Below are 24,398 nucleotides of genomic sequence, written 5' to 3'. Positions count from 1 at the left end.
CCCGCCACGAGCCTGCGAGTGGTGGGGGCAGCGGGGTCCGTCAGCAGCCGGTGGGGGTGAGCTGACGGTCGCGCTGGGCGGCCCACCAGGCGCGGCCCTCGGCGGGCAGGCCGGCGATCGGGTCGTAGTAGGCGTAGCGGCGGTCGAGGGCGTCGGCGTCGGTGCGCTCGATGCCGGTGCGGTAGTTCTTCGTCCAGTAGGAGATGCCGCGCTCGCGGTCGTACTCGGCGACCTGGTGCACCCAGCGCTTGCCGACGTAGGGCACGTCGCACACGATCCGCGGCGTCGCGAACCCCGGCAGGTACCCCATGACGTCGTGCTGCAGGGTCTGCGCGGTGCCCAGCGAGACCCGCCAGTGCTCGGCGCTGGGGATCATGTCGCACATGTAGAAGTAGTAGGGCGTGATCGAGGCGCCGTCGAGCAGCGCGAAGCACAGGTCCAGCAGCTGCCCGGCGGTGGCGTTCACCCCGGCCAGCAGCACGCCCTGGTTGCGCACGTCGCGCACGCCGGCCGCCAGCAGCGCCCGGGTGGCCTCGGCGACCAGCGGGGTCACCGACTGCGCGGCGTTGACGTGGGTGTGCACCGCCAGCGAGACGCCCCGTTCCCGCGCGATGGTCGCCAGCCGGCCCATCCCGTCGACGACCTCGGGCTGCAGCCAGTGCTGGGGGAGGCCCATCAGCGCCTTGGAGGCGAGCCGGACGTCGCGGATCGAGTCGATCTCCAGCAGCCCCTCGACGAACGCGGCGAGGTTCTTGAACGGCAGGTTGGCCACGTCGCCACCGGAGACGACGACGTCCCGGACGCCGGGGGTGCGGCGCAGGTAGGCGAGCATCTCGGCCTGCCGGTCGACCGGCTTCAGGTCGAACCGCAGCTTGTCCACCGCCGGGGTGGAGTTGCCGACCAGGTCCATCCGGGTGCAGTGCCCGCAGTACTGCGGGCAGGTGGACAGCAGCTCGGCCAGCACCTTCGTCGGGTAGCGGTGGGTGAGGCCCTCGACGGCCCACATCTCGTGCTCGTGCAGCGAGTCGCGGGCCGCGTGCGGGTGGCTCGCCTCGTCGCCGGGCAGCCGGTCGGAGGCGACCGGGAGCATGTAGCGACGCACCGGGTCGGCCAGCATCTCGGCGGTCGAGGGCGGCGCCGCGGGCACCATCGTGTTGAGCATCTGCGGCGGCAGCAGCAGCGACATCGTCGCCCGCCCGGCCTGGTCGGCCTCGACGTCGGCGTAGAACGACTCGTCCAGCAGGTCGCCGTACACGCCGCGCAGCTGGCGCACGTTCTTCACGCAGTGCGCGCGCTGCCACTGGGCGCTGCGCCAGTCCTCGTCGGTGACCTCGGCGAAGCCGGGCAACCGCCGCCAGTCGGGCTCGATGAGCTCACGGGCGGTGTACTCGTAGGGCTGCTCCAGCACCGGAACTCCTGTCCGCGCGACGTCTTCCACTCCGACACCGCGACCCTACGGGAGGAAGTACGGCATCAGGGGCAGATGACGATAGGTTCTCCGGTGTCGAGCCGGAGACGACGAAGGGATGACGGTGGCGATGAACGCACTGCACCGCAGCCTCGGCGTGCACCGGGTGCTCGAACCGGTCGGCGTGCTGCCCCAGGCGGCCGCCCGGCTGGACGCCGACCCACGGATCGGCCCCGACGAGGTCCGCATCGCCGTGCACCGGCTCAACCTCGACGCCGCCTCCTACCGGCAGCTGGCCGAGGAGCACGGCGGGGACGGTGACCGGGTGCGCGCCGCCGTCCTCGGGATCGTCGGGAGCCGGGGCAAGATGCACAACCCGGTCACCGGCTCGGGCGGGATGCTCATCGGCGTCGTCGACGAGGTGGGCGACGACTCCCCGCTCGGCCTGGAGCCCGGCCAGCGGGTGGCCACCCTGGTCTCCCTCACGCTCACCCCGCTGCGGATCACCGACGGGCTGGCGCAGTGGGACGGGCGCAGCGAACAGGTGCCGGCCGCCGGGACGGCTGTCCTCTTCGCCCGCTCGATCGCCGCCGTCCTCCCCGACGACCTGCCCCAGGAGGTGGCGCTGGCGGTGCTCGACGTCTGTGGCGCCCCGGCGGCCACCGAGCGGGTCGTGCACCGCTCGGGTCACCGGCCCTCGGTCGCCGTCCTGGGTGCCGCCGGCAAGTCCGGTTGTCTGAGCCTGGCCGCCGCCCGGGACGCCCGCGCGGGCCGGCTGGTCGGCGTGGTCCGCGACGAGCGGGAGGCCACGGCGCTGCGGGCGGCGCGGCTGGCCGACGAGGTGGTCGTGGCCGACGCCACCGATCCGTTCGCCGTCGCCGCAGCGGTCGGCCAGCCGGTCGACGTCACCGTCGTGTGCGTCGACACCCCCGGCGCCGAGCACGGAGCGGTCCTCGCGACGGCCGACGGCGGCACCGTGGTCTTCTTCTCCATGGCCACCTCCTTCTCGGCGGCGGCCCTGGGAGCTGAGGGGATGGCGGCGGACGTGACGATGCTCGTGGGCAACGGCTACACGCCGGGGCACGCAGCCCTGGCGATGGACCTCTACCGGCACTCGCCGGGTGTGCGGTCGCTGATCGAGCCGCGGGTCCGCGCCTCGTGAGCGGGCTGCTCATCCGGGACGTGACGGTCGGCGACCGGCCCGGCCGTGCCGTGCACGTCGTCGACGGGCGGATCGCCTGGCTGGGCGCCGCGGCCGACGCACCCACGGCTGCCCGGGTGCTGGACGGCGGGGGAGCGCTGCTGACCCCCGCGTTCGTCGACGCCCACGTGCACGCCACCGCCACCGGCCTGGCGCTGACCGGGCTGGACCTGCACGGCGCCGACAGCCTGCGGTCCGCGCTGACCGGCGTCACCGCCCAGACCACCGCCGCCCCCACCGGCACGGTGCTCGGCACCGGCTGGGACGAGACGGCCTGGCCCGAGGGCCGCGGGCTCACCCGGCACGACCTGGACGCGGTGGTGGGGGAGCGACCGGCCTACCTGGCCCGGGTCGACGTGCACTCGGCCACCGTCTCCACCGCCCTGCTGGACCGGGTGCCCGGCATCACCGAGCTGCCCGGGTACAGCCCCGACGGCCGGCTCCGGCTCGACGCCCACCACGCCGCCCGGCAGGCCGCCTACGGGTCGGTTCCGGCGGACCAGCGCCGCAGCGCCCAGCGGGCCACCCTGGACGCCGCGGCCGCACTGGGCATCGGCAGCGTGCACGAGATGGCCGGCCCGGAGGTGTCCAGCGCCGAGGACCTCGCCGGGCTGCTCGCACTGGCCGCCGAGGCGCCCGGGCCGCGGGTGGTCGGCTACTGGGGCGAGCTGTCCGAGCGCGGCGGGCTGGACGTCGTCCGGGAGCTCCGGCTGGCCGGCGCCGGCGGTGACCTGTTCTGCGACGGCGCGTTCGGCTCGCACACCGCGGCGCTGAGCAGCCCCTACGCCGACCGGCCGGAGACCACCGGCGCGCTGCGCTTCGACACCGCGGCGCTCGTCGAGCACGTCCGCGCCTGCACCGTCGCCGGGCTGCAGGCCGGGTTCCACTGCATCGGGGACGCCGCGGTCGACCAGGTGCTGGCCGCGGTCGGCGCGGTCGTCGACGAGCTGGGCCGGGACGCCGTCCGGGCCTGCCGGCACCGCCTGGAGCACGTGGAGATGGTCGGCGACGCCGCGATCGACCAACTGCGCCGGTGGGGGATGGTCGCCAGCGTCCAGCCCGCCTTCGACGCCGCGTGGGGCGGACCGGCCGGCATGTACGCCGAGCGGCTGGGGGTCGAGCGGGCCGCCGGCTGCAACCCGCTGGCCGACCTCGTCGACGCCGGGGTGGCCGTGGCCATCGGCAGCGACGCCCCGGTCACCCCGCTGGACCCGTGGGGCGGGGTGCACGCGGCGGTCGACCACACCACCCCCGGCTCGGGCATGCGCCCGTTCGACGCCTTCGACGCGGCGACCCACGGCGGCTGGGTCGCCACCCGCGCAGAGCACCCGGAGGGGCCACTGGCGGTCGGTGCGCCGGCGGACCTGGCGCTGTGGGCGACCGAGCTGACGCTCTCCGCCGTCCTCGCCGCCCGCGCCCGCCCCACCTGCCGCCAGCTGATCGTCGCCGGGGAGCCGTGTTGACCGCCCGGGCCACACCGCAGCCGGGCCGGAGCCGCGTCGTCGTCCCCGGCAGGAGGCCTCCGGCCCCTGCACCGAAGCCGACCCGACACAGGGGAGTGCGATGAGCCGACTGCAACTGGACCAGGCGCTGGTGGCGCGGGCGCGGGAGCTCGCCGCCCGGGCGGCGGCGCCGGTGGTGGACCTGGCCGCGACCTACACGACCGTCTCGGTGGAACGGGCCACGCTGCGGCTGGCCGGGTTGACCGGCACCGACCCGGTGGACGGCGACGGCGAGGTGCCGTGGGTGAACCGCGTGGTGGACGCGGTCCGCGACCAGGTCGGTCTGGAGCACGGCGTCGCTCTGCCGGTCTGGCACGCGCTGGGCTCCGGCGGCACGCTGCAGGACCTCGCCGAGCAGGTCGGCGCCGGCACCGCCCGGTTCACCGTGCCCGAGGGGGCCGCCGCCGACCGGGCCCGGGAGGCCGCCCGCGCCGCCGTCGGTGCCGGGATCGCCCGGATCGACGCCAACCGGTCCCGCCGCGAGGAGCTCGTCCAGCTGCACGGCGACCCGCCGCGCCGTCCCTGGATCTACCTGATCGTGGCCACCGGCGACATCCACGAGGACATCCCGCAGGCCCAGGCCGCCGCCCGCGCCGGGGCCGACGTCATCGCCGTCATCCGCTCCACCGGGCAGTCGCTGCTGGACTACGTGCCCGAGGGCGCCACCCGCACCGGCTACGCCGGCACGTACGCCACCCAGGAGAACTTCCGGCTGATGCGGGCCGCACTGGACGACGTCAGCGCCGAACTGGGCCGCTACGTCCGGCTGACCAACTACGCGTCCGGGCTGTGCATGCCGGAGATCGCCGTCCTGGCCGGGCTGGAGCGGCTGGACATGATGCTCAACGACGCGATGTACGGGATCCTCTTCCGCGACATCAACCCGCACCGGACCTTCGTCGACCAGCGGTTCAGCCGGATGGTGCACGCCCGCGCCGGGATCATCATCAACACCGGCGAGGACAACTACCTCACCACCGCCGACGCCGTCGACGAGGCGCACACCGTCACCGTCAGCCAGCTGCTGAACGAGCGGCTGGCGCACGAGGCCGGGCTCGAGGACTGGCAGCTCGGCCTCGGGCACGCCTTCGAGATCGACCCGGCGGTCCCGGAGTCCTTCCGGCTGGAGCTGGCGCACGCACTGCTGGCCCGCGGGCTGTTCCCGGACGCGCCGCTGAAGTGGATGCCGCCGACCAAGCACATGACCGGCGACGTCTTCCGCGGCTACCTGCTGGACGGGTTCTTCAACCTGGCCGGGGCGCTCACCGGCCAGGGCATCCTGCTGGTCGGGATGATGACCGAGGCCGTGGTCACCCCCTGGTTGAGCGACCGCGACCTGGCCCTGCGCAACGTCCGCTACGTGCTCGAGGCCGCGGGGAACCTGCACGAGGACTTCGCCCCTCAGCCCGGCGGGTTCATCGACCGCCGGGCGCACACCGTGCTGGCCGAGGCGGTCGAGCTGCTGGAGCGGATCGCCGCACACCCGCAGGGCCTGATCCAGGCGATCGCCGACGGCACCTTCGGGATCACCAAGCGGTCCCCGGACGGCGGCAAGGGCCTGGACGGCGTCGTCCGCAAGGCGGCCGACCACTTCGACCCGGCCACCGAACTGCTGGAGCGCGTCCATGCCTGACAAGGGCCAAGATCGCGACTTTGGCACCCGGGAGGGCGGGAGCGTCGTCCGGCCGTACGGGGACACCACCGGCGACGGGATGCTGCAGACGTCGTTCACCCTCCCCATCCCGCCCGGGCCCAAGGCCGACGGCGCCGCGCTGCAGCTGGCGCAGAAGATGGGCATCGAGCCCGCGATGGTGGTGCACTCGCACGGCATCGGGGAGGGGTTCACCTTCTTCGTCGTCTACGGCAGCGTGCGGCACCTGGTCGACCTCGACGCCGTCCAGGTCGAGGAGCGCCCCTACCCGCTGCTCTCCCCGGGCGAGGTCAACGCCGCGGTGAAGACCCGGCTCCGGCGCAGCCTCGTCGTCCTGGGCGCGTGCATCGGCACCGACGCGCACACCGTGGGCATCGACGCGATCCTCAACCTCAAGGGCTTCGCGGGGGAGAAGGGCCTGGAGTACTACCGGGAGCTGCAAGTGGCCAACCTCGGTGCTCAGGTCAGCGTGCCGGAGCTGGTGCACGCCGCCCGGGCCCGGAAGGCCGACGCCGTCCTGGTGTCCCAGGTGGTCACCCAGCGGGACGCGCACCTGCGCAACACCCGCGAGCTGGCCGGGGCGTTCCGCGAGGCGATGGGGGAGTCCCGGCCGCTGCTGGTCGTCGGCGGTCCCCGCTTCGACCCGGCGATGGCCGCCGACCTGGGGGTCGACAAGGTCTTCGGCCGGGGGACGACGCCCGGCGAGGTCGCCAGCTACCTGGTGCACGCGCTCGTCCCCGAGGAGACCGCATGACCGACCCGCGCCCGGCCACCCCCCGCCTGGGGCTGGTCGTCACCCACCGCCGCTACGTGCCGTACGCGCACGCCCACTACGGCGGCTCGCTCGTCGACGGGGCCTACACGCTCGGCCTGTTCGGCGACGTCGCGACCGAGGTGGCGATCCGCACCGACGGCGACGAGGGGCTGCTCGCCGGCTACTCGGAGGTCTCCTTCCTCGCCGCGGTGCAGGCCGGCGACGTCCTGGAGGCGTCCTGCGAGGTGGTCCGGGTCGGCCGCCGCAGCCGGGAGCTGCGCTGCTGGGCCGACGTGGTCGCCCGCGCCGACCCCTCCCGCGGCGCCTCGGCCGCCCAGGTGCTCGACCCGCCGCTGCGGGTGGTGGAGGCGGTGGCGACGCTCGTCGTCCCCGGTAGCTCCGCCTGACCCCGCCGGGACATCGGCACGCCACCCGGTGTCCCACGGCGGTGACGCTCCGAACCAGTGGTCCGGAGGGGTTCCCCGACGTCGGGTCGGTGCCTAGGGTCGGGGTCGCCCCATCCCGGGAGACCGGGGTGTGCTTCCCCCTCGGCACAGTCGCGCGCTCGTCCCTCGGTGACGCAGTGCGGTGACGCACCTCGCGTCGCCGGCTGCGTGTCCCCGCCAGGCCGAGGGGGAGCCGCGGACCCGAGGGTGCACGTCCCACTCCCGACGTCCGCTCCGGCGGGGCCCCGCGTCACCAGACAACGGAGCAGCGGCCGCAGCCAGCGGCCGGTGTCCCGGCCCGAAGGCGCGGGGTGCCCCGGGGACGGACGCCGGGCGGGGAGAGCTGCGGCGGTCGCACCGCCAGGAGTGGGATGCTGGACGTGGTCGCGGCGTCCGTGCCACGACCGGGTCCGCGCAGCACGCCGGGTCCGAGGCGTCCCGGGTCCGACCCGGGCCAGCGCGAAGGCGGCGGTGCCGGCAGTGGTGGCGACCGGCACGGTGGAGTCAGCCACCTCGAGCACCCCGGTGGAGCCCCCGGCCCCCCGTCGCCGGTGGCCCTGGCGCACCGGCGTGGCCGCAGCCGGTGGCCTGGCGCTGTACCTCGCCTTCCCCGGACACGACCTGTCCGGGCTGGCCGTGCTCGGGCCGGCCGCCCTCGCCCTCGCCGTCCGCGGCGAACGGGCGCGCAGCGGGGCGTGGCTGGGGCTGGTGCTCGGCCTGGTCTTCCTGGTGCCCCTGCTGTCCTGGACCGGCATCTACGTCGGCGCCTTCCCCTGGCTGGCGCTGGCGGTGTTCGAGGCGCTGTACTTCGCCCTCCTCGGCGGCGCCCTGGCCGCCACCTCCCGGTTGCCGGCCTGGCCGTTGTGGGCGGCTGCGCTGTGGGTGGGCGCCGAGGCGCTGCGCGGCCGCCAGCCGCTGGGCGGGTTCCCGTGGGGGCGGCTCGGGTTCAGCCAGGCCGACGGGCCGTTCACGGCGCTGGCGGCCTACGGCGGCGTCCCGCTGGTGGGCTTCGCGGTCGCGCTGACCGGCACGCTGCTGGCCGCCGGCCTGGTCGGTCTGCACCGGGCCACCCGCCGGCCCGGCACCGCGCGGCGAGCCGGACGGCGGGTGGCTGCCCTGGCGCTCGTCGGTGCGCTCGCCGTCCCCCTGGTCGGGGTGCTGGCGGAGCTGCCGCTGGCGGGGTCGTCGCTGACCGCGGGCGGGCCCGACCGGACGGTGGCGGTCATCCAGGGCAACGTGCCGCGGGCCGGGCTGGACTTCAACGCCCAGCGGCGGGCGGTGCTGGACAACCACGCGAACCAGACGCTCGAGCTGGCCGCAGCCGTCGAGCGCGGTGAGGCCGCGCAGCCCGACCTGGTCATCTGGCCGGAGAACAGCTCCGACATCGACCCGTACAGCAACGCCGACGCCGCCCGGGTCATCACCCGCGCGGCGGTCGCCATCGACGCGCCGATCCTGGTGGGCGCGGTGGTGCAGCTGCCGGGGGAGTACGTGGCGAACACGGCCATCGTCTGGGACCCGGTGACCGGCCCGGGGGACACCTACGTCAAGCGGCACCCCGTGCCGCTGGCGGAGTACGTGCCGGCCCGGCCGTTCTTCCGGTTCTTCAGCCCGCTCGTCGACCGGGTCACCGACTTCGTGCACGGCACCGAGGTCGGCATCCTGGACGTCGGCGGGGCGCGGGTCGGCGACGTCATCTGCTTCGAGGTCGCCTACGACGGGCTGGTCTCCGACGTGGTCGATGCCGGCGCCGGGATGCTGGTCGTGCAGACCAACAACGCGACCTTCGGCTACACCGACGAGAGCGCGCAGCAGCTGGCGATGAGCCGGCTGCGGGCCGTCGAGTACGGCCGCACGGTCGTGGTCGCGGCGACCAGCGGGATCAGTGCCGTCGTCGCCCCGGACGGGTCCCTCGTGCAGCGCTCGGAGCTGTTCACCGCCGAGACCTTCGTCGAGGAGATCGCCCAGCGGGACTCCTCGACCGTCGCCGAACGGCTGGGCGCTGTCCCGGAGTGGGTGCTGACGGCGCTGGGCGTGGGCGCCGTCCTGGCGGTGGCGTTCCCGGCCCTGGCCCGGCGCCGGGCCGAGCGCGGCCGGTGACCGGCCCGGCGGCCCCCGGGCCGGTGCTCGTGGTGGTCCCGACCTACGAGGAGGTCGGGAACCTGGCGGCGGTCCTGGACCGGCTGCACGCGGCGGTGCCGACCGCGCACGCTCTCGTCGTCGACGACGCCTCGCCCGACGGCACCGGCGAGCTGGCCGACGCCCGGGCCGCGGCCGACGAGCGGGTGCACGTGCTGCACCGCACCGCCAAGGCGGGACTGGGCCCGGCCTACGTCGCCGGCTTCCGCTGGGCCGAGGAGCACGGCTACGGGGTGGTGGTCGAGATGGACGCCGACGGCTCCCACCCGCCCGAGCGGCTCCCGGCGCTGCTGGCCGCCCTCGCCGACGCCGACCTGGTGCTGGGCTCCCGGTACGTGCCCGGGGGAGAGGTGCTCGACTGGCCGCCGCACCGGCTGGTGCTGTCCCGGCTGGGCAACCTCTACACCCGGTGGGCGCTGCGGCTGCCGCTGGCCGACGCCACCGGCGGGTTCCGGGCCGCCCGGATGGAGCTCGTCCGCCGGCTGCCCTTCGACACGGTCGCCAGTCAGGGCTACTGCTTCCAGGTCGACTGGGCCTGGCGGGCGGTCCGGGCCGGTGCCCGGGTGGTCGAGGTGCCGATCGCCTTCAGCGAACGCACAGCCGGGCGGAGCAAGATGAGCGGTTCGATCGTTGGAGAAGCACTGGTACGGGTGACCTGGTGGGGCATCCTGGACCGGCTGGCCGATCGGCTGCCGGGCCGGGTGACCCGTCCCGTGCCAGCACGAGCCCGGGACGGGCGGCGGTCCAGGGTCCTCCGCTAGGGAGGACCCACCGCCCCGCGGGCGGAGGGAGAACGCATGGCCACCAGCCACACCGCCCCACGACGCAGGTCGTCGGGGCTGCGGATGGCGATCGGGTTGGGGGCCCTGGCCGAGGTCGTCGTCTACGTCCTGGTCGCCTCCTGGATCGGGCTGGGCTGGACGATCCTCGCCACCCTGGCCACCAGCGCGCTGGGCTGGGCGCTGCTGGCCCGGCAGGGCACCAAGGCGCTGGGGGAGCTGCGGCTGCGCGCCGAGGAGCACCGGGCGCCCGGTCGCGCCCTCGGCGACGCCGGCCTGGTCGCCCTGGGCGGGCTGCTGATGGTGCTGCCCGGCTTCCTGGGTGACCTGCTGGGCCTGCTGTGCCTGCTGCCGGCCACCCGCGCCCTGCCCCGCGCGCTCATCACCCGCGGCCTGCTGCGGCGACTGCCGGATCGGCTGCGCGGCCCGGTGTACGTGCGCTCGACCCGCACCGAGCCGGTCGCCGGCCCCGACCAGCCGTTCCGGGCCGGGCCGGCCAGCCGCGTGATCGAGGGCGAGGTCGCCCCGGAGCGCACGGACCCCTGACGGCCCACCCCCGGACACAGCACGGCCCCGGTGGGGACTCCCACCGGGGCCGTGCCGAGCTCAGCTCAGTGCGAGCTGGAGTCGAAGACGCTCAGGACGCCCGGGTCCGGCGACCACGGAGCACCTCGAGCCGCTCGGCGAGGACCTCCTCCAGGTCGTCGACCGAACGACGCTCCAGGAGCATGTCCCAGTGCGTACGCGGCGGCTTGACCTTCTTGGGGGCCGGCTCCGCGCCGCCGACCAGCTTGGCGGCCGAACCGTCGTACTTGCACTCCCAGGTGTCGGGGAGCTCGGCGTCATCGGCGAAGGGCACCGTGACGAGGTGCCCCTGGGCACACCGGTACTCGGCGTACTGCCGCTCGATGGGCGCGGTGTTGCGCTCGGTCTCATAGCTCACGCTGCCCAGTCGGCTCCCGCGAAGCGAACGCTCGCCCATGGCACACCGTCCTCTCGTGCTGATGTCGGTCAGATCTGGACTGCCCGGGCAGCCGCATGCTCACGCATCCGGTGCGGGGTGTCGCAGGGGTCAACGACAGATGAAGGAAAGAGATTCCGTGTCGTCAGTCGTACATCATCGCACGGGGTGATGTCTCAGCGTTCAACCACCCTGACGGGTGAGCTCAGCGCAGCGCCAGCTGCCCCGGTCCGGTGGGCGTCGGCCCCAGCTGACCGCGGGAGTAGTGCCGCCGGCACAGCACCTGGTAGCGGACGGCGGAGTCCCCACCGGACGCGACCTCGGGGACGGCCGCCGGCGGCTGCGGCGCCGGCGCGGTGTCAGCGACCACCACCGTGGCCCCCTCGCGCACCACGGCGCCACCGACCACCCGGGCGTTGAGCAGGCCGGGCAGGCCGCACCAGCAGAGCACCTCGACCTGCACCCGCTGGACGTCGTCGGCCAGCTCGAACAGCCGCTGGGTGCCGGGGAACAGCCGGGTGCGGAAGTCGGTGGTCAGCCCGAACGCGTAGACGTCGACGTGCGACTCGTCGACCAGCTCGGCCAGCTGCTCGGCCTGGGCGCCGGTGAGGAACTGCGCCTCGTCGACGATCAGGTAGTCGACCCGCTGCCCGGCGGCCCAGCGGTCGCGCACCAGCAGCCGGACGTCGGTGTCGGCGTCCAGCTCGATCGCCGCCCGCTGCAGCCCGACCCGGGAGCTGATCAGCGGGGTGCCGGAGCGGTCGCCCTGGGTCAGCAGCAGCCCGTGCCGGCCCTGCCGGCTCTGGTTGTGGTCGACCTGGAGGGCGAGGGTGGACTTCCCGCAGTCCATCGGTCCGTGGAAGAAGACCAGATGGGCGGGAGCCGGGTGCCGACGTCGGTCACCGGCGGCCGGGACGACGTCCAGCGAGGCGTCGAGGGCGGCGAGCTGACCGGCGGGGGGAGTGGGGGTCACAGACGCTCCGGAGGGGTGTTGCCGGCTTCGACGATCGCGCGGCGCATGTCCAGCCGGGCCAGCAGCCAGCCGCCGGCGACGAAGAAGAAGACGAGGCTGAAGATCGCGTACCGGTAGGACTCGGTGAGCTGGTACGTCAGGGCGAACAGGAACGGGCCGAGCCAGCTGGTCCCACGGTCGCTGATCTCGTAGAAGCCGAAGTACTCGGCCTCCTTGCCCGGCGGGATCAGCTGGCTGAACAGCGAGCGGGACAGCGCCTGGGTGCCACCGAGCACGAAGCCGATGCAGACGGCGAGCAGGTAGAACTGGACGACGGCGCCCGACTGCACGAAGTACGCCGCCACCAGGACGCCGACCCACAGCACCAGGCTGCCCAGCACCGTGCGCTTGGCACCGATCACCATGGCGATCCGGCCCATCCCGATCGCGCCGAAGAAGGCGACCACCTGCACCAGCAGGATCGCCGAGATCAGCGTCGACTGGTCGAGGTCGAGCTCCTCGGCGCCGTACTGCGCCGACACCCCGATGATCGTCTGCACACCGTCGTTGAACAGCAGGTAGGCGCCGAGGAACCACAGGGTGAGCCGGTACCGCCGCAGGTCGCGCAGCGTCGCGGCGAGCTGCCGGAAGCCACCGGAGAGCGCCCCCTGCCCGGGTGGCACCGCCACGGCGGACTCGCGCGGCTGCCGGTTGCGCAGCAGCGAGACGCTGACCAGGGTGAACCCGGCCCACCAGATGCCGGCCGAGGCCAGGCAGATCCGCACCGCCTCGCCCTCGGTCAGGCCCAACGCCTCGTACTGGGAGAACAGCGCCAGGTTGCCGGCCAGCAGCAGCGCCCCGCCCAGGTAGCCGCAGGCCCAGCCGCGACTGGAGACCGCGTCCCGCTCGTCGGGCCCGGCCAGGTCCGGCAGCCAGGAGTAGTAGACGACGGTCGCCGCGCCGAAGGAGAGGTTGGCCGCGATGAACAGCGCAGCGCCCAGGAGGTAGCGCTCACCGGCGACGAAGAACAGCGACATGGTGCAGAGCGAGCCGACGGCGGCGAAGGCGGCCAGCAGCTGGCGCTTGGCGCCGCTGCGGTCGGCGATGGCCCCGGTGATCGGCAGCACGAGCACCTGCAGCACGACCGACAGCGACAGCACGTACCCGAACCAGCTGCCCGGCGGGACGCTGATGCCCAGCGGGTGGATCCGGCCGTCGGCGTCGGCGGCCGCCTCGGCGATCGAGGTGAGGTAGGGCGCGAGGAAGACGGTCGTCACCGAGGTGTTGAAGACCGACATCGCCCAGTCGTAGGAGTACCAGCCGGCGCGCTCGCGGCGCAGCGCCCGGTCGGGCGGCGGCGGTGCTGGGTGGACCTGCGGGGCGGCGCTCACCGGCGCAGGGTGCCAGGCGCGGGGACGGCGGTCCAGCACCGGCCCGGCTGCCCGTGCGCGCCGTGCACGGCAGGTCGGTGCGCGGCCGCCTGGTGGACGACGCTCACGCGCCGGTCCACTGCCCCCGGGACACCAGCAGGTCGCGGAGCATGGCCGGCCGGTCGGTCATCACGCCGTCGACGCCCAGGTCGAGCATCTCGGTGGCATCCGCCTCGCTGTCGACGGTCCAGACGTGGACCTGCAGGCTCCGGGCGTGTGCCGCGGCGATGAACCGCTCGTCGACCAGCGGGCGGCCGCCCAGGGCCAGCGGCACCTGCGCGCACCCCGCCTGGATCCGGACCAGCCCCGCGGCGCGCGGGGAGTAGGAGGACAACCGGAGCGCGGCGACGCCCTTGGGCCCCAGCGAGGTGCAGACGTCCGGGCCGAAGAGCCGTCGCGCCGCGGCGATGCGGGCGTCGGAGAAGGAACCGAGGCAGATCCGGTCCTCGACGTTCAGCCGCCGGATGCTGTGCACCAGCGGCGCCAGCACGCCGGCGGCCTTGATGTCGAGGTTGAACCGGACGTCCGGCCAGGCGCCCAGCAGGTCCTCCAGCCGCATGATCGGCTCGCGGCCGCCGATCAGCGCCGTGCTCACCTCCCGCCAGGGCAGGGTGTCGACCCGGCCGGTGCGGTCGGTGACCCGGTCCAGCGTGGGGTCGTGGAAGACCACGAGCTCGCCGTCGTAGGTGACCCGGACGTCGGTCTCGATGTACCGGTAGCCCAGCTTCACACACGCTTCGAAGGCCGGTTGGGTGTTCTCCAGGTGCTCGATGGCCCCACCGCGGTGGGCCATCGCCACCGGGGTCGGCCCGTCGAGGAAGGCGTAACGCGAGCCCGGCACGCCCCCACGCTAGTGCGGTGGTCCGTGGCGTCTCGGAGGTGGTCCAGGTCGCGGTGCGCCCGCCCGCCGGGACGGGCCTCGGGCGTGTCCACGGCGGACGGGCGGGCGGTGCGTCTACCGTCCCTGCCGTGGCAGTAGAGCAGGGCGTCGAGGCCCGTCTGGTCCCTCGGACGCGGCGTCCCGAGGGCGAAGAGCGACGTTGCGGCTGGTGCCGCAACGTCCTGCCGGCGCAGGAGTCGGTGGGCCGGCCCCGGCTCTACTGCGGCCAGGCGTGCCGGCAGCGGGCGTACGAGCAGCGGTCGGCGACGGCCAAGGCGGGACTGTCCGCGGACGTCGTCCTGGTGACCCGGGCGGAGCTGGACGGCCTCCAGGACCGGCTGTACCAACTGCGCTGCGCCATCGAGGACGTCCAGACGCTCCTCACTGAGAAGCCCACCAAGGCCGAACTCGAGCGGTCCCTGGCCGAGCTGGTGCGGTCGACCGGTCGGCTGGACCGGCTCTGGCTGAACGGCAAGGCCGCCGGCTGAGCCACCCGGCGGCCGGCCGAGGAGTGGGCCGTCAATGCGTCACAGTGACGTTTATCACGTGAGCACACTCGGTCCCGGGGGAGCGGTCCCCAGGTTCTCGAGCGGGCGTCGCTCACCTCGGGCCACCGACACCTCGCTCAGCGAGCCGTCGCCCGGCCGGGCGACGAGGACGACCGAGAGCTCAGGTGTCACTGCCGGCAGTGCGATCACGCGGACTGGCGATCATGGCCGACCGAGACCCTGGCAGCAGCGTCATTCCGTCAGCGTGACGTATTCACATCTGGCCAGCGGGACCAGGGGAGTTGGGTCTGGAGTGGTCGCGGCCGCCGATGACGGTGATCAACGTCCGCCATGTCCATGTTGAGAGCCCATCAAGATCGTCCGATCCGTCGGCAGCCTCGAGATGATCAACACGGCATTCCGACCATCGGCGCCGGACTCGTGCAGCACGCCTCAGGATGCCGACCAGGTCGCGCAGAGACCGGACGTGCACCCATGAGGCTCGGCGCCGGTCACGTGGTCGGCGCCGTGGTGACGACGTGCCGTCGCATGCTGCGTCTCCGGACCAGTCAGCTGGCTCAGCGTCGCCCTCCAACCAGCCTCTTCCTGTGCGCCGATAATCGACATTATGTCAAGTAGTGGAGATGAGAGGCCCCGACCGGATCCATGGCGCCGGGTCTCGCCCCGTGAAGGCGACCAAGCGCTCCACCGGTGACGCGTCCGGTCCGGAGATCACCTGGGCGGCGAACGACGTCCCACGGGCCGAGTCGTCGAGCAGTCCACTGACCAGGGTCAGCACGTCCTCAGCGAGGTCCGCCGGCAACTGCTGCGCCCGGCCCCGTGCGGCGGCGACGTCCCAGCCGTGGGCGGTGAACTCGATGGCGGCACCATGGGCGGCCTCGGTCGCCCATGGCGCCGGGCGGCCGTGGCTCCCCTGCTCACCGGCTGCATGCAACTGGTCGAGCAGCTGCTGGACCCGCCGCTGGGCGCCGACCATCGGGCCATCGACGGGCCGCGCCGGCGACTGAGGCATGGTCAGCCGACCGGTGGCGAGCAGGCCGGCGAGGGCACCGGCAACGTCCGCCAGGTGCGCCACCACGGACCGGACGTCCCAGTCGGCACAGGGCGTCGGCCGGTCCAGGTCAGCGATGGCCAGCGCCCCGATCTCATCCAGGGCGTAGCGACCGGCTCGGGCCGCCAGCGCCACGTCCACTCCGAGTGGACTCCGGCTCAGCTCGGTCATGACGTCGCTCAGGCGTCCGCGTGTGCACGAGCGCCACGCACCGGCGTCATCTGCCACGGCTCGGCCGGCAGCACCTCGCCCGTCTCCAGGAGCGACTTGAGGTTGGCCAGCACGGCGGGCCACCCGTGCGAGACACCGTCGTGGCTGGCCTGGTCCGCGAGACGCTCGTGGGTGACGGTGAGCCGGACGATGCCCTCGTGCGGCTCGACCGAGAAGGTCACGACCGACGGCTCCCCCACCGGGTCCTCGTCGCCGTCCGCCGCCGACTCCTGGAACGTGATCACCAGCCGGGTCGAGGGCACCGACTCGAGTACCCGCCCGGCGACGTCCACCTTCTCCGACCCGTCGGTGCGCCGGTGCTCCCAGGTCGACCCGGTCTGCCAGTCGGACACGTTGGCGTGCCCCCAGTACCGGGCGGTCAGGTCCGCGTCGGTCAACGCGTGCCACACCTGCTCGGCGCTCGCGCGGATGTAGGTGACGTAGACGTAGTCGGGAACTCTGGGTGTGCTCGTGCTGGTGGCCATGGCCTGCTCCTCTGCCTGCTGCGTGATCGCGCTGATGACGGAGAGCCGGGGCCGGTCGAAGGCCGAGATCCAACGCTCCTGGACCTGGTGGATCGGCACCGGGTTGAGGTGGTGCAGCCGTTCCCGACCCCGCCGGACGACGGTGACGAGGTTGGCGCGGTGCAGGACGTCGAGGTGCTGGGTCGCCGACTGCCGGGCCATGCCCAGGTGCGTACAGAGCTCACCGAGGGTCTGGCCGTTCCGCTCCCGCAGCCGGTCGAGCAGCAGCCGTCGGGTCGGGTCGGCAAGCGCCTTGAAGACGGCGTCCATCCCGCTCGACTCGGCGTCCATGCCCAGGATCATGCAGGTATTTGCCTGCACGTGTCAACGGCTCGTAGCAGCGGTCGAACGCGACCCCGTCAGCCGGAGAAGGTCACGTCCTGCGTGTCCACCACCCCGGCCGTGCGACCGGGCGCTGCCTGGAACTGCCAGTAGAGGTTCGTGTGCGCGATGACCTGCTCCGCGGGCGGCGCACCCCAGGCGCTCTTGTCGCCGGCGGTGTGGGCATCGCCGACGAGCGTGACGTCGTAGCCCCGGGTGAAGGCCCCGTGGATCGTCGACCGGATGCAGGCATCGGACTCTGCACCCGCCACGACCAGGCGGCCCACGTGGAGGTCGGCCAGCACGTCCTCGAGGTCGGTGCCCTCGAACGAGTCGCCGTAGGACTTGTGCACCAACGGCTCGGACTGCGCCCGCACCAGCTCGGGGACGTACTGCCACTCGTCACTCCCCCGCACCAGTTCCTCGTCGGAGTGCTGCACCCAGACGACCGGCACCCCGTCGCCGCGCGCCTTCTCGACCAGGGCGTCGATGTTGCCGACGACCTCGTCCCGGCGGGGCGCCTCCCCCACCACGCCCTGCTGGACGTCGATGACGATGAGTGCGGTGTGCGGGCGGTCGGGCAGCGTGCTCATGGCGGTCTCCCCTGCTGGTCAGCGGCTCGTGCGACAGCGGGAAGGCTAGACCGGACCACCGACAGGAAGGCCCCGTTCGACGCCGGGTGGAAACGCACACGTCCAGCCCGATGGTCGACCCGGTCCCTGCCCGCCCGGCCAGGGACCGGGTCGACCCCCTCCCCTGTTGGAGCTGGTCCTTCCTTGTTCTAAAAAACCTGTTCGTTGGGGATAACGGTCGAACGAGTGAGTGAGGGGTTTGCGCCGAGAGGCTGGTCGGTAGGGGGCGCAGGGCGCCTTTCACGTGCCACCCGCGGCTGGCCCGCGGTCGACCCACTCGAGAGGAACCACCCGTGCCGAGCAGGATCGAGGACTACGGACTGATCGGGGACCTGCAGACCGCTGCGCTGGTCGGCAAGGACGGCTCGATCGACTGGCTGTGCCTGCCGTCCTTCGACTCCGCTGCCTGCTTCGCCGCGCTGCTGGGCGACGAGCGCAACGGCCGGTGGCAGCTCGCGCCGGCCGGAGCCGGCACCTGCACCAGCCGGCAGTACCGGGGTGACTCCCTGGTGCTGGAGACCGAGTGGGAGACCCCGACCGGGACGGTCCGGGTCATCGACTTCATGCCGCCACGGGGCGAGAGCCCCGATGTCGTCCGCATCGTCGAGGGCGTGTCCGGCCAGGTGCCGATGCGGCTGGACCTGGTGCTCCGGTTCGACTACGGCCACCTGGTGCCCTGGGTGCGTTCGGTGGACGGCGACCTGGTCGCCGTCGCCGGCCCGGACGCCGTCTCGCTCACCACGCCGGTCCACCTGCACGGACAGGACCACACCACCGCGGCCGAGTTCGAGGTCGCCGCTGGTGAGCGGGTCCCGTTCGTGCTCACCCACCACGCCTCGCACCTGCCTCAGCCGAAGCCGGTCGATGCCGAGGAGGCGCTGACGAGCACCGAGGAGTTTTGGGCCGAGTGGATCGGTCACTGCAGCTACGACGGGGAGTGGGGGCCGGCGGTCCGCCGCTCGCTGATCACCCTCAAGGCGCTGACGTATCGGCCCACCGGGGGGATCGTCGCCGCCGCGACCACCTCCCTGCCCGAGGAGCTCGGCGGCAGCCGCAACTGGGACTACCGGTACTGCTGGCTGCGCGACGCGACGTTCACCCTGCAGGCCCTGCTCGGCACGGGGTACCTCGAGGAGGCACGGGCCTGGCGGGACTGGCTGCTCCGCGCCGTCGCCGGTGACCCCGCCGACCTGCGGATCATGTACGCGCTGGACGGCTCCCGCCGGATCCCGGAGTACGAGCTGCCGTGGCTCCCGGGCTATGAGGGCTCGGCCCCGGTGCGGGTGGGCAACGCCGCAGCCGGGCAGTTCCAGCTCGACGTCTGGGGCGAGACGCTCGACGGGCTGCACCTGGCCCGCGAGTCAGGCCTCTCCCCCACCGCGGACGCCTGGGCGGTGCAGAAGGAGCTGCTGGCGTTCCTGGCGGGCGTCTGGGACACCCCGGACAACAGCCTCTGGGAGGTCCGCGGCGAGCCGCGCCACTTCGTGCACTCCAAGGTGCTGGCCTGGGCCGGCGTCAACGGCGCGATCGAGGCGGTGGAGCGGCACGGGCTGGACGGGCCGGTCGAGCGCTGGCGGGACCTGCGTCAGCGGATCCACGACGACGTCTGCGCCCGGGGCTACGACGCCGAGCGCCGGACGTTCACCCAGTTCTACGGCTCCGAGGGGCTGGACGCGGCGCTGCTGCTCATCCCCCAGGTGGGCTTCCTGCCCTGGGACGACGAGCGGGTCGTGGGCACCGTGGAGGCGGTGCAGCGCGAGCTCACCTCCGACGGCTTCCTGCTCCGCTACCACACCCACGCCGACGGCCGGGTCGACGGACTGCCGGGTGAGGAGGCGCCGTTCCTGCTGTGCAGCTTCTGGCTCGCCGACGCGCTCAACGGCATCGGCCGCACCACCGAGGCCCGGGAGCTGTTCGAGCGGCTCCTGGGCCTGGGCAACGACCTCGGGCTGATGAGCGAGGAGTACGACCCGCGGACCGGCCGGCACCTGGGCAACACCCCGCAGGCGTTCAGCCACGTCGGCCTGGTCAACACCGCGCGACACCTCAGCGGGCAGGTGCGGATGCCCGGCGAGCACGCCTGAGCGGACCGGGCCCGCGGCTCGGCTCGGTCACCCGTCGTCCTGGACCAGGCAGAACGGGTGCCCGGCCGGGTCGAGCAACACCCGGACGTGCGGCTGCGGCTGGTCCTGGGCGAGCGTGGCGCCCAGGGCCACCGCCTCGGCCACCGCGTCGTCGAGGTCCCCGACCTGGACGTCGAGGTGCATCATCGGCCGCTGCTCCCCCACGGCCGGCGGCCACACCGGCGGCCGGTAGTCGTCGGCCTGCTGGAAGACCACGAAGACCGCGCCGCCAGGGGCGGCCAGCACCGTCGTCCCGGGTTCCTCGTGCCCGATCGGCCACTCCAGCAGCTCGGCGTAGAACCGGGCGAGCGCCGCCGGGTCGGGCGCCTCGATCGCCGCTCCCCACCACATGCCGGCCTGTCGGGATCGCATCCGCCCAGCCTGGCCTGCGCCGACGGCGCGCGTCCAGGACCCGGACGGGGCTGACCCGCCGCCCGCGAGCACGGGCGGCGGGTCGGACCGGTGGGGATCAGGCGACCTCGGTCCGCAGGATGCGCAGCCAGCCGAGCAGCATCGGCAACGCCACCCACAGCGCCGCCGAGGTGCCGAACTGCAGCCAGCCCTGCGCGTCCAGCCCGTCCTCGAACAACGGCATCGAGGTCGTCGACAGGTCCAGCCAGTCCCGCACCCAGTCCAGCGCGGCGATCAGGTTGACCAGGATGTTGAACACCGTCGGCAGCACGAAGTACAGGACGATCGCCAGGGGCGAGCTGAGCAGCAGCATGCCGAACGCGACACCGGCCAGCACCGTCACCACCTGGACGACGAGCACCTGACCGACCAGCGCGGCGGTGATGTCCCAGTCCCGCTCCGCGTCGGAGAAGACCGGGGTCAGCACCGTCGCGAGCACGGAGGCCAGGGCCGCGACGACCACCCCGAGCACCGCCAGCACGGTGGCCGCGAGCACCTTGGCGACGAGCACCCGGGACCGTCGGGGCACGAGGGTGAACGTCGTCATCGCGGTGCGCTGCGACCACTCACTGGTGACCAGGAGGATGCCCAGGACCGGCAGCAGGATGCTGATCGGCAGCTGGGTGAGGCCGAAGTGGTCGGTGAACGTCTTGGGCACGTCCTCGACGAACAGGGACAGCGCGACGACGCCGAGCACAGCCACGCCGATGACGATCAGCAGCCACCGGCCGGCGCGGGTGTCGTAGGACTTGCGCAGCTCCACCCGCACCAGCTGGAGCAGGGACGGCGCCGGGTGGTCCGCCAGCGTCCGCGGCTGGTCGGGCGTGAGGGTCGCGGTGCTCATGCCTGCACCTCCTGGACCTCGTGGTCGGAACCGGTGAGGGAACGGAAGAGGTCCTCCAGCCCCGCTCCCCCGGCGGCCCGCAGTTCGGTGAGCACGACGCCCGCCGCGGCCACCGCCTGCCCGACGGCGAGGGCCTCGGCGTCGGCCACCAGGGCGTCGTCCGGTCCGGCTGAGACGCCGATGCCGGCCGCCTCCAGCGCCTTGGCCAGCAGGGCCCGGTCCGGACCGCGCACCAGGGTGCCGCCGGTGCCGGCCAGCAGCTCGGACTTGCTGCCCTGCGCGACGATCCGCCCGCCGGAGATGACCACCAGCTGGTCGGCGACCGCCTCCACCTCGTGCAGCAGGTGGGAGGAGAGGAGCACGGTGCCGCCGCGGTCGGCGAAGTCGCGCAGCAGCCCGCGCATCCAGAAGATGCCCTCCGGGTCCAGCCCGTTCGCCGGCTCGTCGAGCACCAGCACCTGCGGGTCGCCGAGCAGCGCGGTCGCCAGGCCCAGCCGCTGCCGCATCCCGAGTGAGTACTGGCCGACGCGCTTGCGGGCCGGCCGCCCGGCCAGGCCGACCCGCTCCAGCGCCTCGTCCACCCGGCGCCGGTCGACGCCGAGGACCCGGGAGGCCAGGGTGAGCACCTCCCGCCCGGTGCGCCCACCGTGCTGGGCGCCGGCGTCGAGCAGCACGCCCACCGAACGGCCGGCGTTGGGCAGGTCGCGGTACCGGCGCCCGCCGACGGTCGCGGTGCCGCTGGTCGGCTCGGCCAACCCGACCAGTGCGCGCATTGTGGTCGACTTGCCGGCACCGTTGGGGCCGAGGAAGCCGGTGACGGTGCCCGGCGGACAGGAGAAGGAGACGTCGGCGACGGCGAGCTGCCCGCCGTACGCCTTCGTCAGGTGTTCGATCGTGATCATGGTGCAGACCCTGCTCCGTCCGACCGGCTCCGCGCATCGGCCAGAAGTAGGTGATCACCCGCGCTCCCCGGCTCCCGGCGCCGCAGACGTAGACCTTGGTCTGTTCCAGGGACCGACGGTCGTCCGTAGCCTCCTCCTGTGAGCGTGGCGACGGGACCGGGGTCCGCCCCCGGCGTGGAACACCCCTCGCTGGTGCCGGCCCAGCTGCTGGGCGACCCGGGTGCTGCGCCCGAGCGGAGCCCGGACACCACGTCCGGCACGGGCGGGCGCCGCCGGGTCCGCCGCTCGGTCCGTGACTGGGCGGTCGACGTCGCGGCGTTCCTCTTCTCCATCGCCTTCGGCATGGTCGTCGTGGGCATCACCCTGAGCGAACCCGGCCCGCACCCCGATGCGCTGATCGCTGCCGACGTCCTGGCCGGGTCCATCGGTTGCCTGCTGTTGTGGTGGCGGCGCCGGTGGCCGGTCGGCGTCGCCGTGGCGCTGGCGGTGATCGGCAGCTTCTCCGACATGAGCGGCGCGGCGGTGCTGATCGCGCTCTTCACGGTCGCCGTGCACCGCCGGCTCCCGGCGGTCTTGGTCCTGGCCGGGTTGAACGTCGTGTCCTTCGTCGCCTACTGCCTGCTGCGGCCGACCGAGGGCATGCCGTTGCCGCTGTTCCTCGGGTTCGGCGTCGTGTTGCTCGCCGCCGTGGTGGCCTCTGGTCTGTTCGTGCGTGCCCGCCGCCAGCTGGTGATGCAGCTGCGTGAGCGCGCGGTGCGCGCGGAGGACGAGCAGCAGCTGCGGGTGGAACAGGCCCGGCACCTGGAGCGCACCCGGATCGCCCGTGAGATGCACGACGTGCTGGCCCACCGGCTGTCCCTGCTGAGCATGCACGCCGGGGCGCTGGAGTTCCGCCCCGATGCCCCCGCGGCCGAGGTCGCCCAGGCCGCCGGCGTGGTCCGGGCCAGTGCCCGGCAGGCGCTGGAGGACCTCCGGGAGGTCATCGGGGTGCTCCGCGACGGCGGGGACGGCGACCCGAGCACCCGCCCGCAGCCGAGGCTGGCCGACCTGCCCGCGCTGATCGAGGAGTGCCGGCGGGCCGGGGTCCGGGTGCGGGCCGAGTACCGGGTGCCCGAGCTCGGCTCGGCCCCGGCGGCCACCGGGCGCAACGCCTACCGCGTCGTCCAGGAGGGCCTGACCAACGTGCGCAAGCACGCGCCGGGCACGGTGGCCGCCGTCGTCGTCTCCGGGGGCCCGGGCACGGGCCTCACCGTGGAGGTGCGCAACCCGCCGCCGGCCGGCGGGGAGCACTCCGCGCCGCTGCCCAGCGCCGGCACCGGGCTGGTGGGCCTGCTGGAGCGGGTCAGCCTGGGCGGTGGGCACCTGGAGCACGGCTGGACACCCGACGGGGAGTTCCGGCTGCGCGCCGAGCTGCCCTGGCCGGAGCCGGCGTGAGGGAACCGGTCCGGGTCCTCGTCGTGGACGACGACCCGCTGGTGCGCGCGGCGCTGGCCATGGTGCTCGGCGGGGCAGTGGACCTGGAGCTCGTCGGCGAGGCCACCGACGGCGACGAGGTGCCGGCCGCCGTGGCGGCCAGCACCCCGGACGTCGTCCTGATGGACATCCGGATGCCGCGCACCGACGGGCTGACGGCCACCGAGCTGCTGCAGGCTCGGCCGGATGCCCCCGAGGTCATCGTGCTGACCACCTTCGACGCCGACGACCAGGTGCTCCGGGCGCTGCGCGCGGGGGCCAGCGGGTTCCTGCTCAAGGACACCCCACCGGTCGCGATCCTGGAGGCCGTGCGCCGGGTGGCGGCCGGCGAGCCGATGCTCTCCCCCACCGTGACCCGTCAGCTCATCGCGCACGTCTCGGCGGTCCAGCCGGCCGGCCCGGTCGCGGACCGGCAGACCCGTGCCCGGACACGGCTCGCCCTGCTCAGCGACCGGGAGCAGGAGGTGGCGCTCGCCGTCGGGCGCGGGCTGTCCAACGCCCAGATCGGCGCGGAGCTGTACCTCAGCGTGGCCACGGTGAAGGCGCACGTCTCCCGGTTGCTGGTCAAGCTGGACGTCGCCAACCGGGTCCAGATCGCCCTGCTCACCCACGACGCCGACCTCGTCTGACGCCGGTCAGCGGTCGCGCCAGTTCGGCCCCGTCCGGAGGCTCGCCCCGAGCTTGCGAGGGGTGAGGGGGACGGGGTCCTTCCGGAGCCACCACCCCAGCCGCCGGGTCATCCAGGGCAGCAGCAGGTAGGTCATCACCGGGGTGAGGGTCAGCGTCATCACCGCCACCCGGAGGACGACGTGGACCTCGGTGAGCAGCGCACCCAGGGTGACCGTGGCCAGCAGGTTGAGCGGGAAGAAGACCAGCCAGATGGTGACCGCCTGCTTCCACCGCGGTGGCGCGAGGGACGCGGGCACCTCCGTCGCCGCGTCGGCCGGCGCGTCGAACCAGCCCTCGATGCCGGTGCGCCGCTCGGTGCGGGTGACCTCGGCCAGCCCCTGGGCCGACCCCAGCCACCAGCGTCGCTCCGGGCTGGCCTCCCAGGCCGCCATCGTCGCCGGTGAGTCGAAGCGGCACAGCATGTGCCACTCGTCGGCGTCGTGGCGTGGGCGGACCCAGCCACCGCCGAGGAACCCGGGCAAGTTCTCGGCCATCGTCAGTCCCGCCCGGATCCAGGCGGTCATCTCCACCGTGTGGGCCGGGTCGGCCCGCCGGGTGAAGGAGACGGTCACCGGCAGCTGCGGGGTCTCCGCGAGCGCCGGCACCGGGACAGTGCTCTCCATGAC

Annotated in this window: 24 protein-coding genes; 12 read left to right on the top strand and 12 right to left on the bottom strand. The window is 73.8% G+C overall.

Annotation, left to right across the window (positions count from 1 at the left end; translation table 11 throughout):
* Window positions 1-40: 40 nt before the first annotated feature.
* Window positions 41-1,408, bottom strand: coding sequence for a KamA family radical SAM protein (locus O2W53_RS23265; RefSeq protein ID WP_269165429.1), 1,368 nt, complete (start codon window positions 1,406-1,408; stop codon window positions 41-43).
* A 130-nt stretch (window positions 1,409-1,538) separates the two neighbouring features.
* Here O2W53_RS23265 and O2W53_RS23260 point away from each other — a divergent pair, with 130 nt between their 5' ends.
* The 8 genes from O2W53_RS23260 to O2W53_RS23225 all read left to right on the top strand — a co-directional run bounded on the left by O2W53_RS23260 (window position 1,539) and on the right by O2W53_RS23225 (window position 10,426).
* A complete protein-coding gene (locus O2W53_RS23260; RefSeq protein ID WP_269165428.1) occupies window positions 1,539-2,570 on the top strand; it encodes an L-erythro-3,5-diaminohexanoate dehydrogenase in 1,032 nt (343 codons plus the stop codon).
* Window positions 2,567-4,072 carry an amidohydrolase gene (locus O2W53_RS23255; RefSeq protein ID WP_269165427.1) on the top strand — a complete coding sequence of 502 codons (1,506 nt, stop codon included), beginning with the start codon at window positions 2,567-2,569 and terminating at the stop codon, window positions 4,070-4,072. The genes O2W53_RS23260 and O2W53_RS23255 overlap by 4 nt, the downstream gene beginning before the upstream one ends.
* Before the next feature lie 100 nt (window positions 4,073-4,172).
* Window positions 4,173-5,744: a lysine 5,6-aminomutase subunit alpha gene (locus O2W53_RS23250; protein ID WP_269165426.1), complete on the top strand. Its 1,572-nt coding sequence runs from the start codon at window positions 4,173-4,175 to the stop codon at window positions 5,742-5,744.
* Entirely contained in the window at window positions 5,737-6,516 is a 780-nt protein-coding gene (locus O2W53_RS23245) for an OAM dimerization domain-containing protein (protein ID WP_269165425.1), read from the top strand. The genes O2W53_RS23250 and O2W53_RS23245 overlap by 8 nt, the downstream gene beginning before the upstream one ends.
* Entirely contained in the window at window positions 6,513-6,923 is a 411-nt protein-coding gene (locus O2W53_RS23240; RefSeq protein ID WP_269165424.1) for a hotdog fold domain-containing protein, read from the top strand. Before O2W53_RS23245 ends, O2W53_RS23240 begins: the two co-directional genes overlap by 4 nt.
* A 510-nt stretch (window positions 6,924-7,433) precedes the next feature.
* On the top strand, window positions 7,434-9,062 hold the full coding sequence (gene lnt, locus O2W53_RS23235; protein ID WP_269165423.1) for an apolipoprotein N-acyltransferase: 1,629 nt from the start codon (window positions 7,434-7,436) through the stop codon (window positions 9,060-9,062).
* A complete protein-coding gene (locus O2W53_RS23230; RefSeq protein WP_269165422.1) occupies window positions 9,059-9,862 on the top strand; it encodes a polyprenol monophosphomannose synthase in 804 nt (267 codons plus the stop codon). The genes lnt and O2W53_RS23230 overlap by 4 nt, the downstream gene beginning before the upstream one ends.
* Before the next feature lie 36 nt (window positions 9,863-9,898).
* The gene (locus O2W53_RS23225; protein ID WP_269165421.1) at window positions 9,899-10,426 is read left to right on the top strand and encodes an FxsA family protein; all 528 of its coding nucleotides are present in this window, start codon (window positions 9,899-9,901) and stop codon (window positions 10,424-10,426) included.
* A gap of 91 nt (window positions 10,427-10,517) precedes the next feature.
* On the opposite strand, the gene O2W53_RS23220 is transcribed toward O2W53_RS23225, so the two are convergent.
* The 4 genes from O2W53_RS23220 to O2W53_RS23205 all read right to left on the bottom strand — a co-directional run bounded on the left by O2W53_RS23220 (window position 10,518) and on the right by O2W53_RS23205 (window position 14,064).
* Window positions 10,518-10,862, bottom strand: a complete 345-nt coding sequence (locus O2W53_RS23220; RefSeq protein WP_036332628.1) for an RNA polymerase-binding protein RbpA — start codon at window positions 10,860-10,862, stop codon at window positions 10,518-10,520.
* Window positions 10,863-11,046: 184 nt separating this feature from the next.
* Complete coding sequence (locus O2W53_RS23215) at window positions 11,047-11,814, bottom strand: thymidine kinase (RefSeq protein ID WP_269165420.1); 768 nt, start codon at window positions 11,812-11,814, stop codon at window positions 11,047-11,049.
* Window positions 11,811-13,184 (bottom strand): MFS transporter, encoded by a 1,374-nt coding sequence (locus O2W53_RS23210; RefSeq protein ID WP_269165419.1) that lies wholly within the window; start codon window positions 13,182-13,184, stop codon window positions 11,811-11,813. The genes O2W53_RS23215 and O2W53_RS23210 overlap by 4 nt, the downstream gene beginning before the upstream one ends.
* 103 nt (window positions 13,185-13,287) lie before the next feature.
* Complete coding sequence (locus O2W53_RS23205) at window positions 13,288-14,064, bottom strand: glycerophosphodiester phosphodiesterase (RefSeq protein WP_269165418.1); 777 nt, start codon at window positions 14,062-14,064, stop codon at window positions 13,288-13,290.
* 128 nt (window positions 14,065-14,192) lie between these two features.
* On the opposite strand from O2W53_RS23205, the gene O2W53_RS23200 reads away from it, so the two are divergent.
* On the top strand, window positions 14,193-14,591 hold the full coding sequence (locus tag O2W53_RS23200; protein ID WP_269165417.1) for a hypothetical protein: 399 nt from the start codon (window positions 14,193-14,195) through the stop codon (window positions 14,589-14,591).
* A gap of 631 nt (window positions 14,592-15,222) precedes the next feature.
* Here the strand turns inward: O2W53_RS23200 and O2W53_RS23195 are convergent.
* The 3 genes from O2W53_RS23195 to O2W53_RS23185 all read right to left on the bottom strand — a co-directional run bounded on the left by O2W53_RS23195 (window position 15,223) and on the right by O2W53_RS23185 (window position 17,311).
* Window positions 15,223-15,834, bottom strand: coding sequence for a maleylpyruvate isomerase family mycothiol-dependent enzyme (locus O2W53_RS23195; protein WP_269165416.1), 612 nt, complete (start codon window positions 15,832-15,834; stop codon window positions 15,223-15,225).
* 8 nt (window positions 15,835-15,842) lie between these two features.
* The gene (locus O2W53_RS23190) at window positions 15,843-16,688 is read right to left on the bottom strand and encodes an ArsR/SmtB family transcription factor (RefSeq protein WP_269165414.1); all 846 of its coding nucleotides are present in this window, start codon (window positions 16,686-16,688) and stop codon (window positions 15,843-15,845) included.
* Window positions 16,689-16,756: 68 nt separating this feature from the next.
* Window positions 16,757-17,311, bottom strand: a complete 555-nt coding sequence (locus O2W53_RS23185; protein ID WP_269165413.1) for an isochorismatase family protein — start codon at window positions 17,309-17,311, stop codon at window positions 16,757-16,759.
* Between the two features lie 332 nt (window positions 17,312-17,643).
* On the opposite strand from O2W53_RS23185, the gene O2W53_RS23180 reads away from it, so the two are divergent.
* Window positions 17,644-19,434: a glycoside hydrolase family 15 protein gene (locus tag O2W53_RS23180; protein ID WP_269165412.1), complete on the top strand. Its 1,791-nt coding sequence runs from the start codon at window positions 17,644-17,646 to the stop codon at window positions 19,432-19,434.
* 27 nt (window positions 19,435-19,461) lie between these two features.
* Here the strand turns inward: O2W53_RS23180 and O2W53_RS23175 are convergent, their stop codons facing one another.
* From O2W53_RS23175 to O2W53_RS23165, 3 genes are all read right to left on the bottom strand, one after another.
* Window positions 19,462-19,845 (bottom strand): VOC family protein, encoded by a 384-nt coding sequence (locus O2W53_RS23175; RefSeq protein WP_269165411.1) that lies wholly within the window; start codon window positions 19,843-19,845, stop codon window positions 19,462-19,464.
* Window positions 19,846-19,942: 97 nt separating this feature from the next.
* Window positions 19,943-20,728 (bottom strand): hypothetical protein, encoded by a 786-nt coding sequence (locus tag O2W53_RS23170; RefSeq protein ID WP_269165410.1) that lies wholly within the window; start codon window positions 20,726-20,728, stop codon window positions 19,943-19,945.
* On the bottom strand, window positions 20,725-21,630 hold the full coding sequence (locus O2W53_RS23165) for an ABC transporter ATP-binding protein (RefSeq protein ID WP_269165409.1): 906 nt from the start codon (window positions 21,628-21,630) through the stop codon (window positions 20,725-20,727). Before O2W53_RS23165 ends, O2W53_RS23170 begins: the two co-directional genes overlap by 4 nt.
* 138 nt (window positions 21,631-21,768) lie before the next feature.
* On the opposite strand from O2W53_RS23165, the gene O2W53_RS23160 reads away from it, so the two are divergent.
* On the top strand, window positions 21,769-23,064 hold the full coding sequence (locus O2W53_RS23160) for a histidine kinase (RefSeq protein ID WP_269165408.1): 1,296 nt from the start codon (window positions 21,769-21,771) through the stop codon (window positions 23,062-23,064).
* Window positions 23,061-23,732 carry a response regulator gene (locus O2W53_RS23155; protein ID WP_269165407.1) on the top strand — a complete coding sequence of 224 codons (672 nt, stop codon included), beginning with the start codon at window positions 23,061-23,063 and terminating at the stop codon, window positions 23,730-23,732. The genes O2W53_RS23160 and O2W53_RS23155 overlap by 4 nt, the downstream gene beginning before the upstream one ends.
* Before the next feature lie 6 nt (window positions 23,733-23,738).
* Here the strand turns inward: O2W53_RS23155 and O2W53_RS23150 are convergent, their stop codons facing one another.
* Window positions 23,739-24,395, bottom strand: coding sequence for an antibiotic biosynthesis monooxygenase (locus O2W53_RS23150; RefSeq protein ID WP_269165406.1), 657 nt, complete (start codon window positions 24,393-24,395; stop codon window positions 23,739-23,741).
* Window positions 24,396-24,398 lie beyond the last annotated feature (3 nt).

Source organism: Modestobacter sp. VKM Ac-2978, from assembly GCF_026968025.1.
In the GTDB taxonomy this organism is placed as follows: Bacteria; Actinomycetota; Actinomycetes; order Mycobacteriales; family Geodermatophilaceae; genus Modestobacter.
Note: the sequence above shows the minus strand (reverse complement) of the source record. Positions and strands in the feature narration are given on the sequence as shown.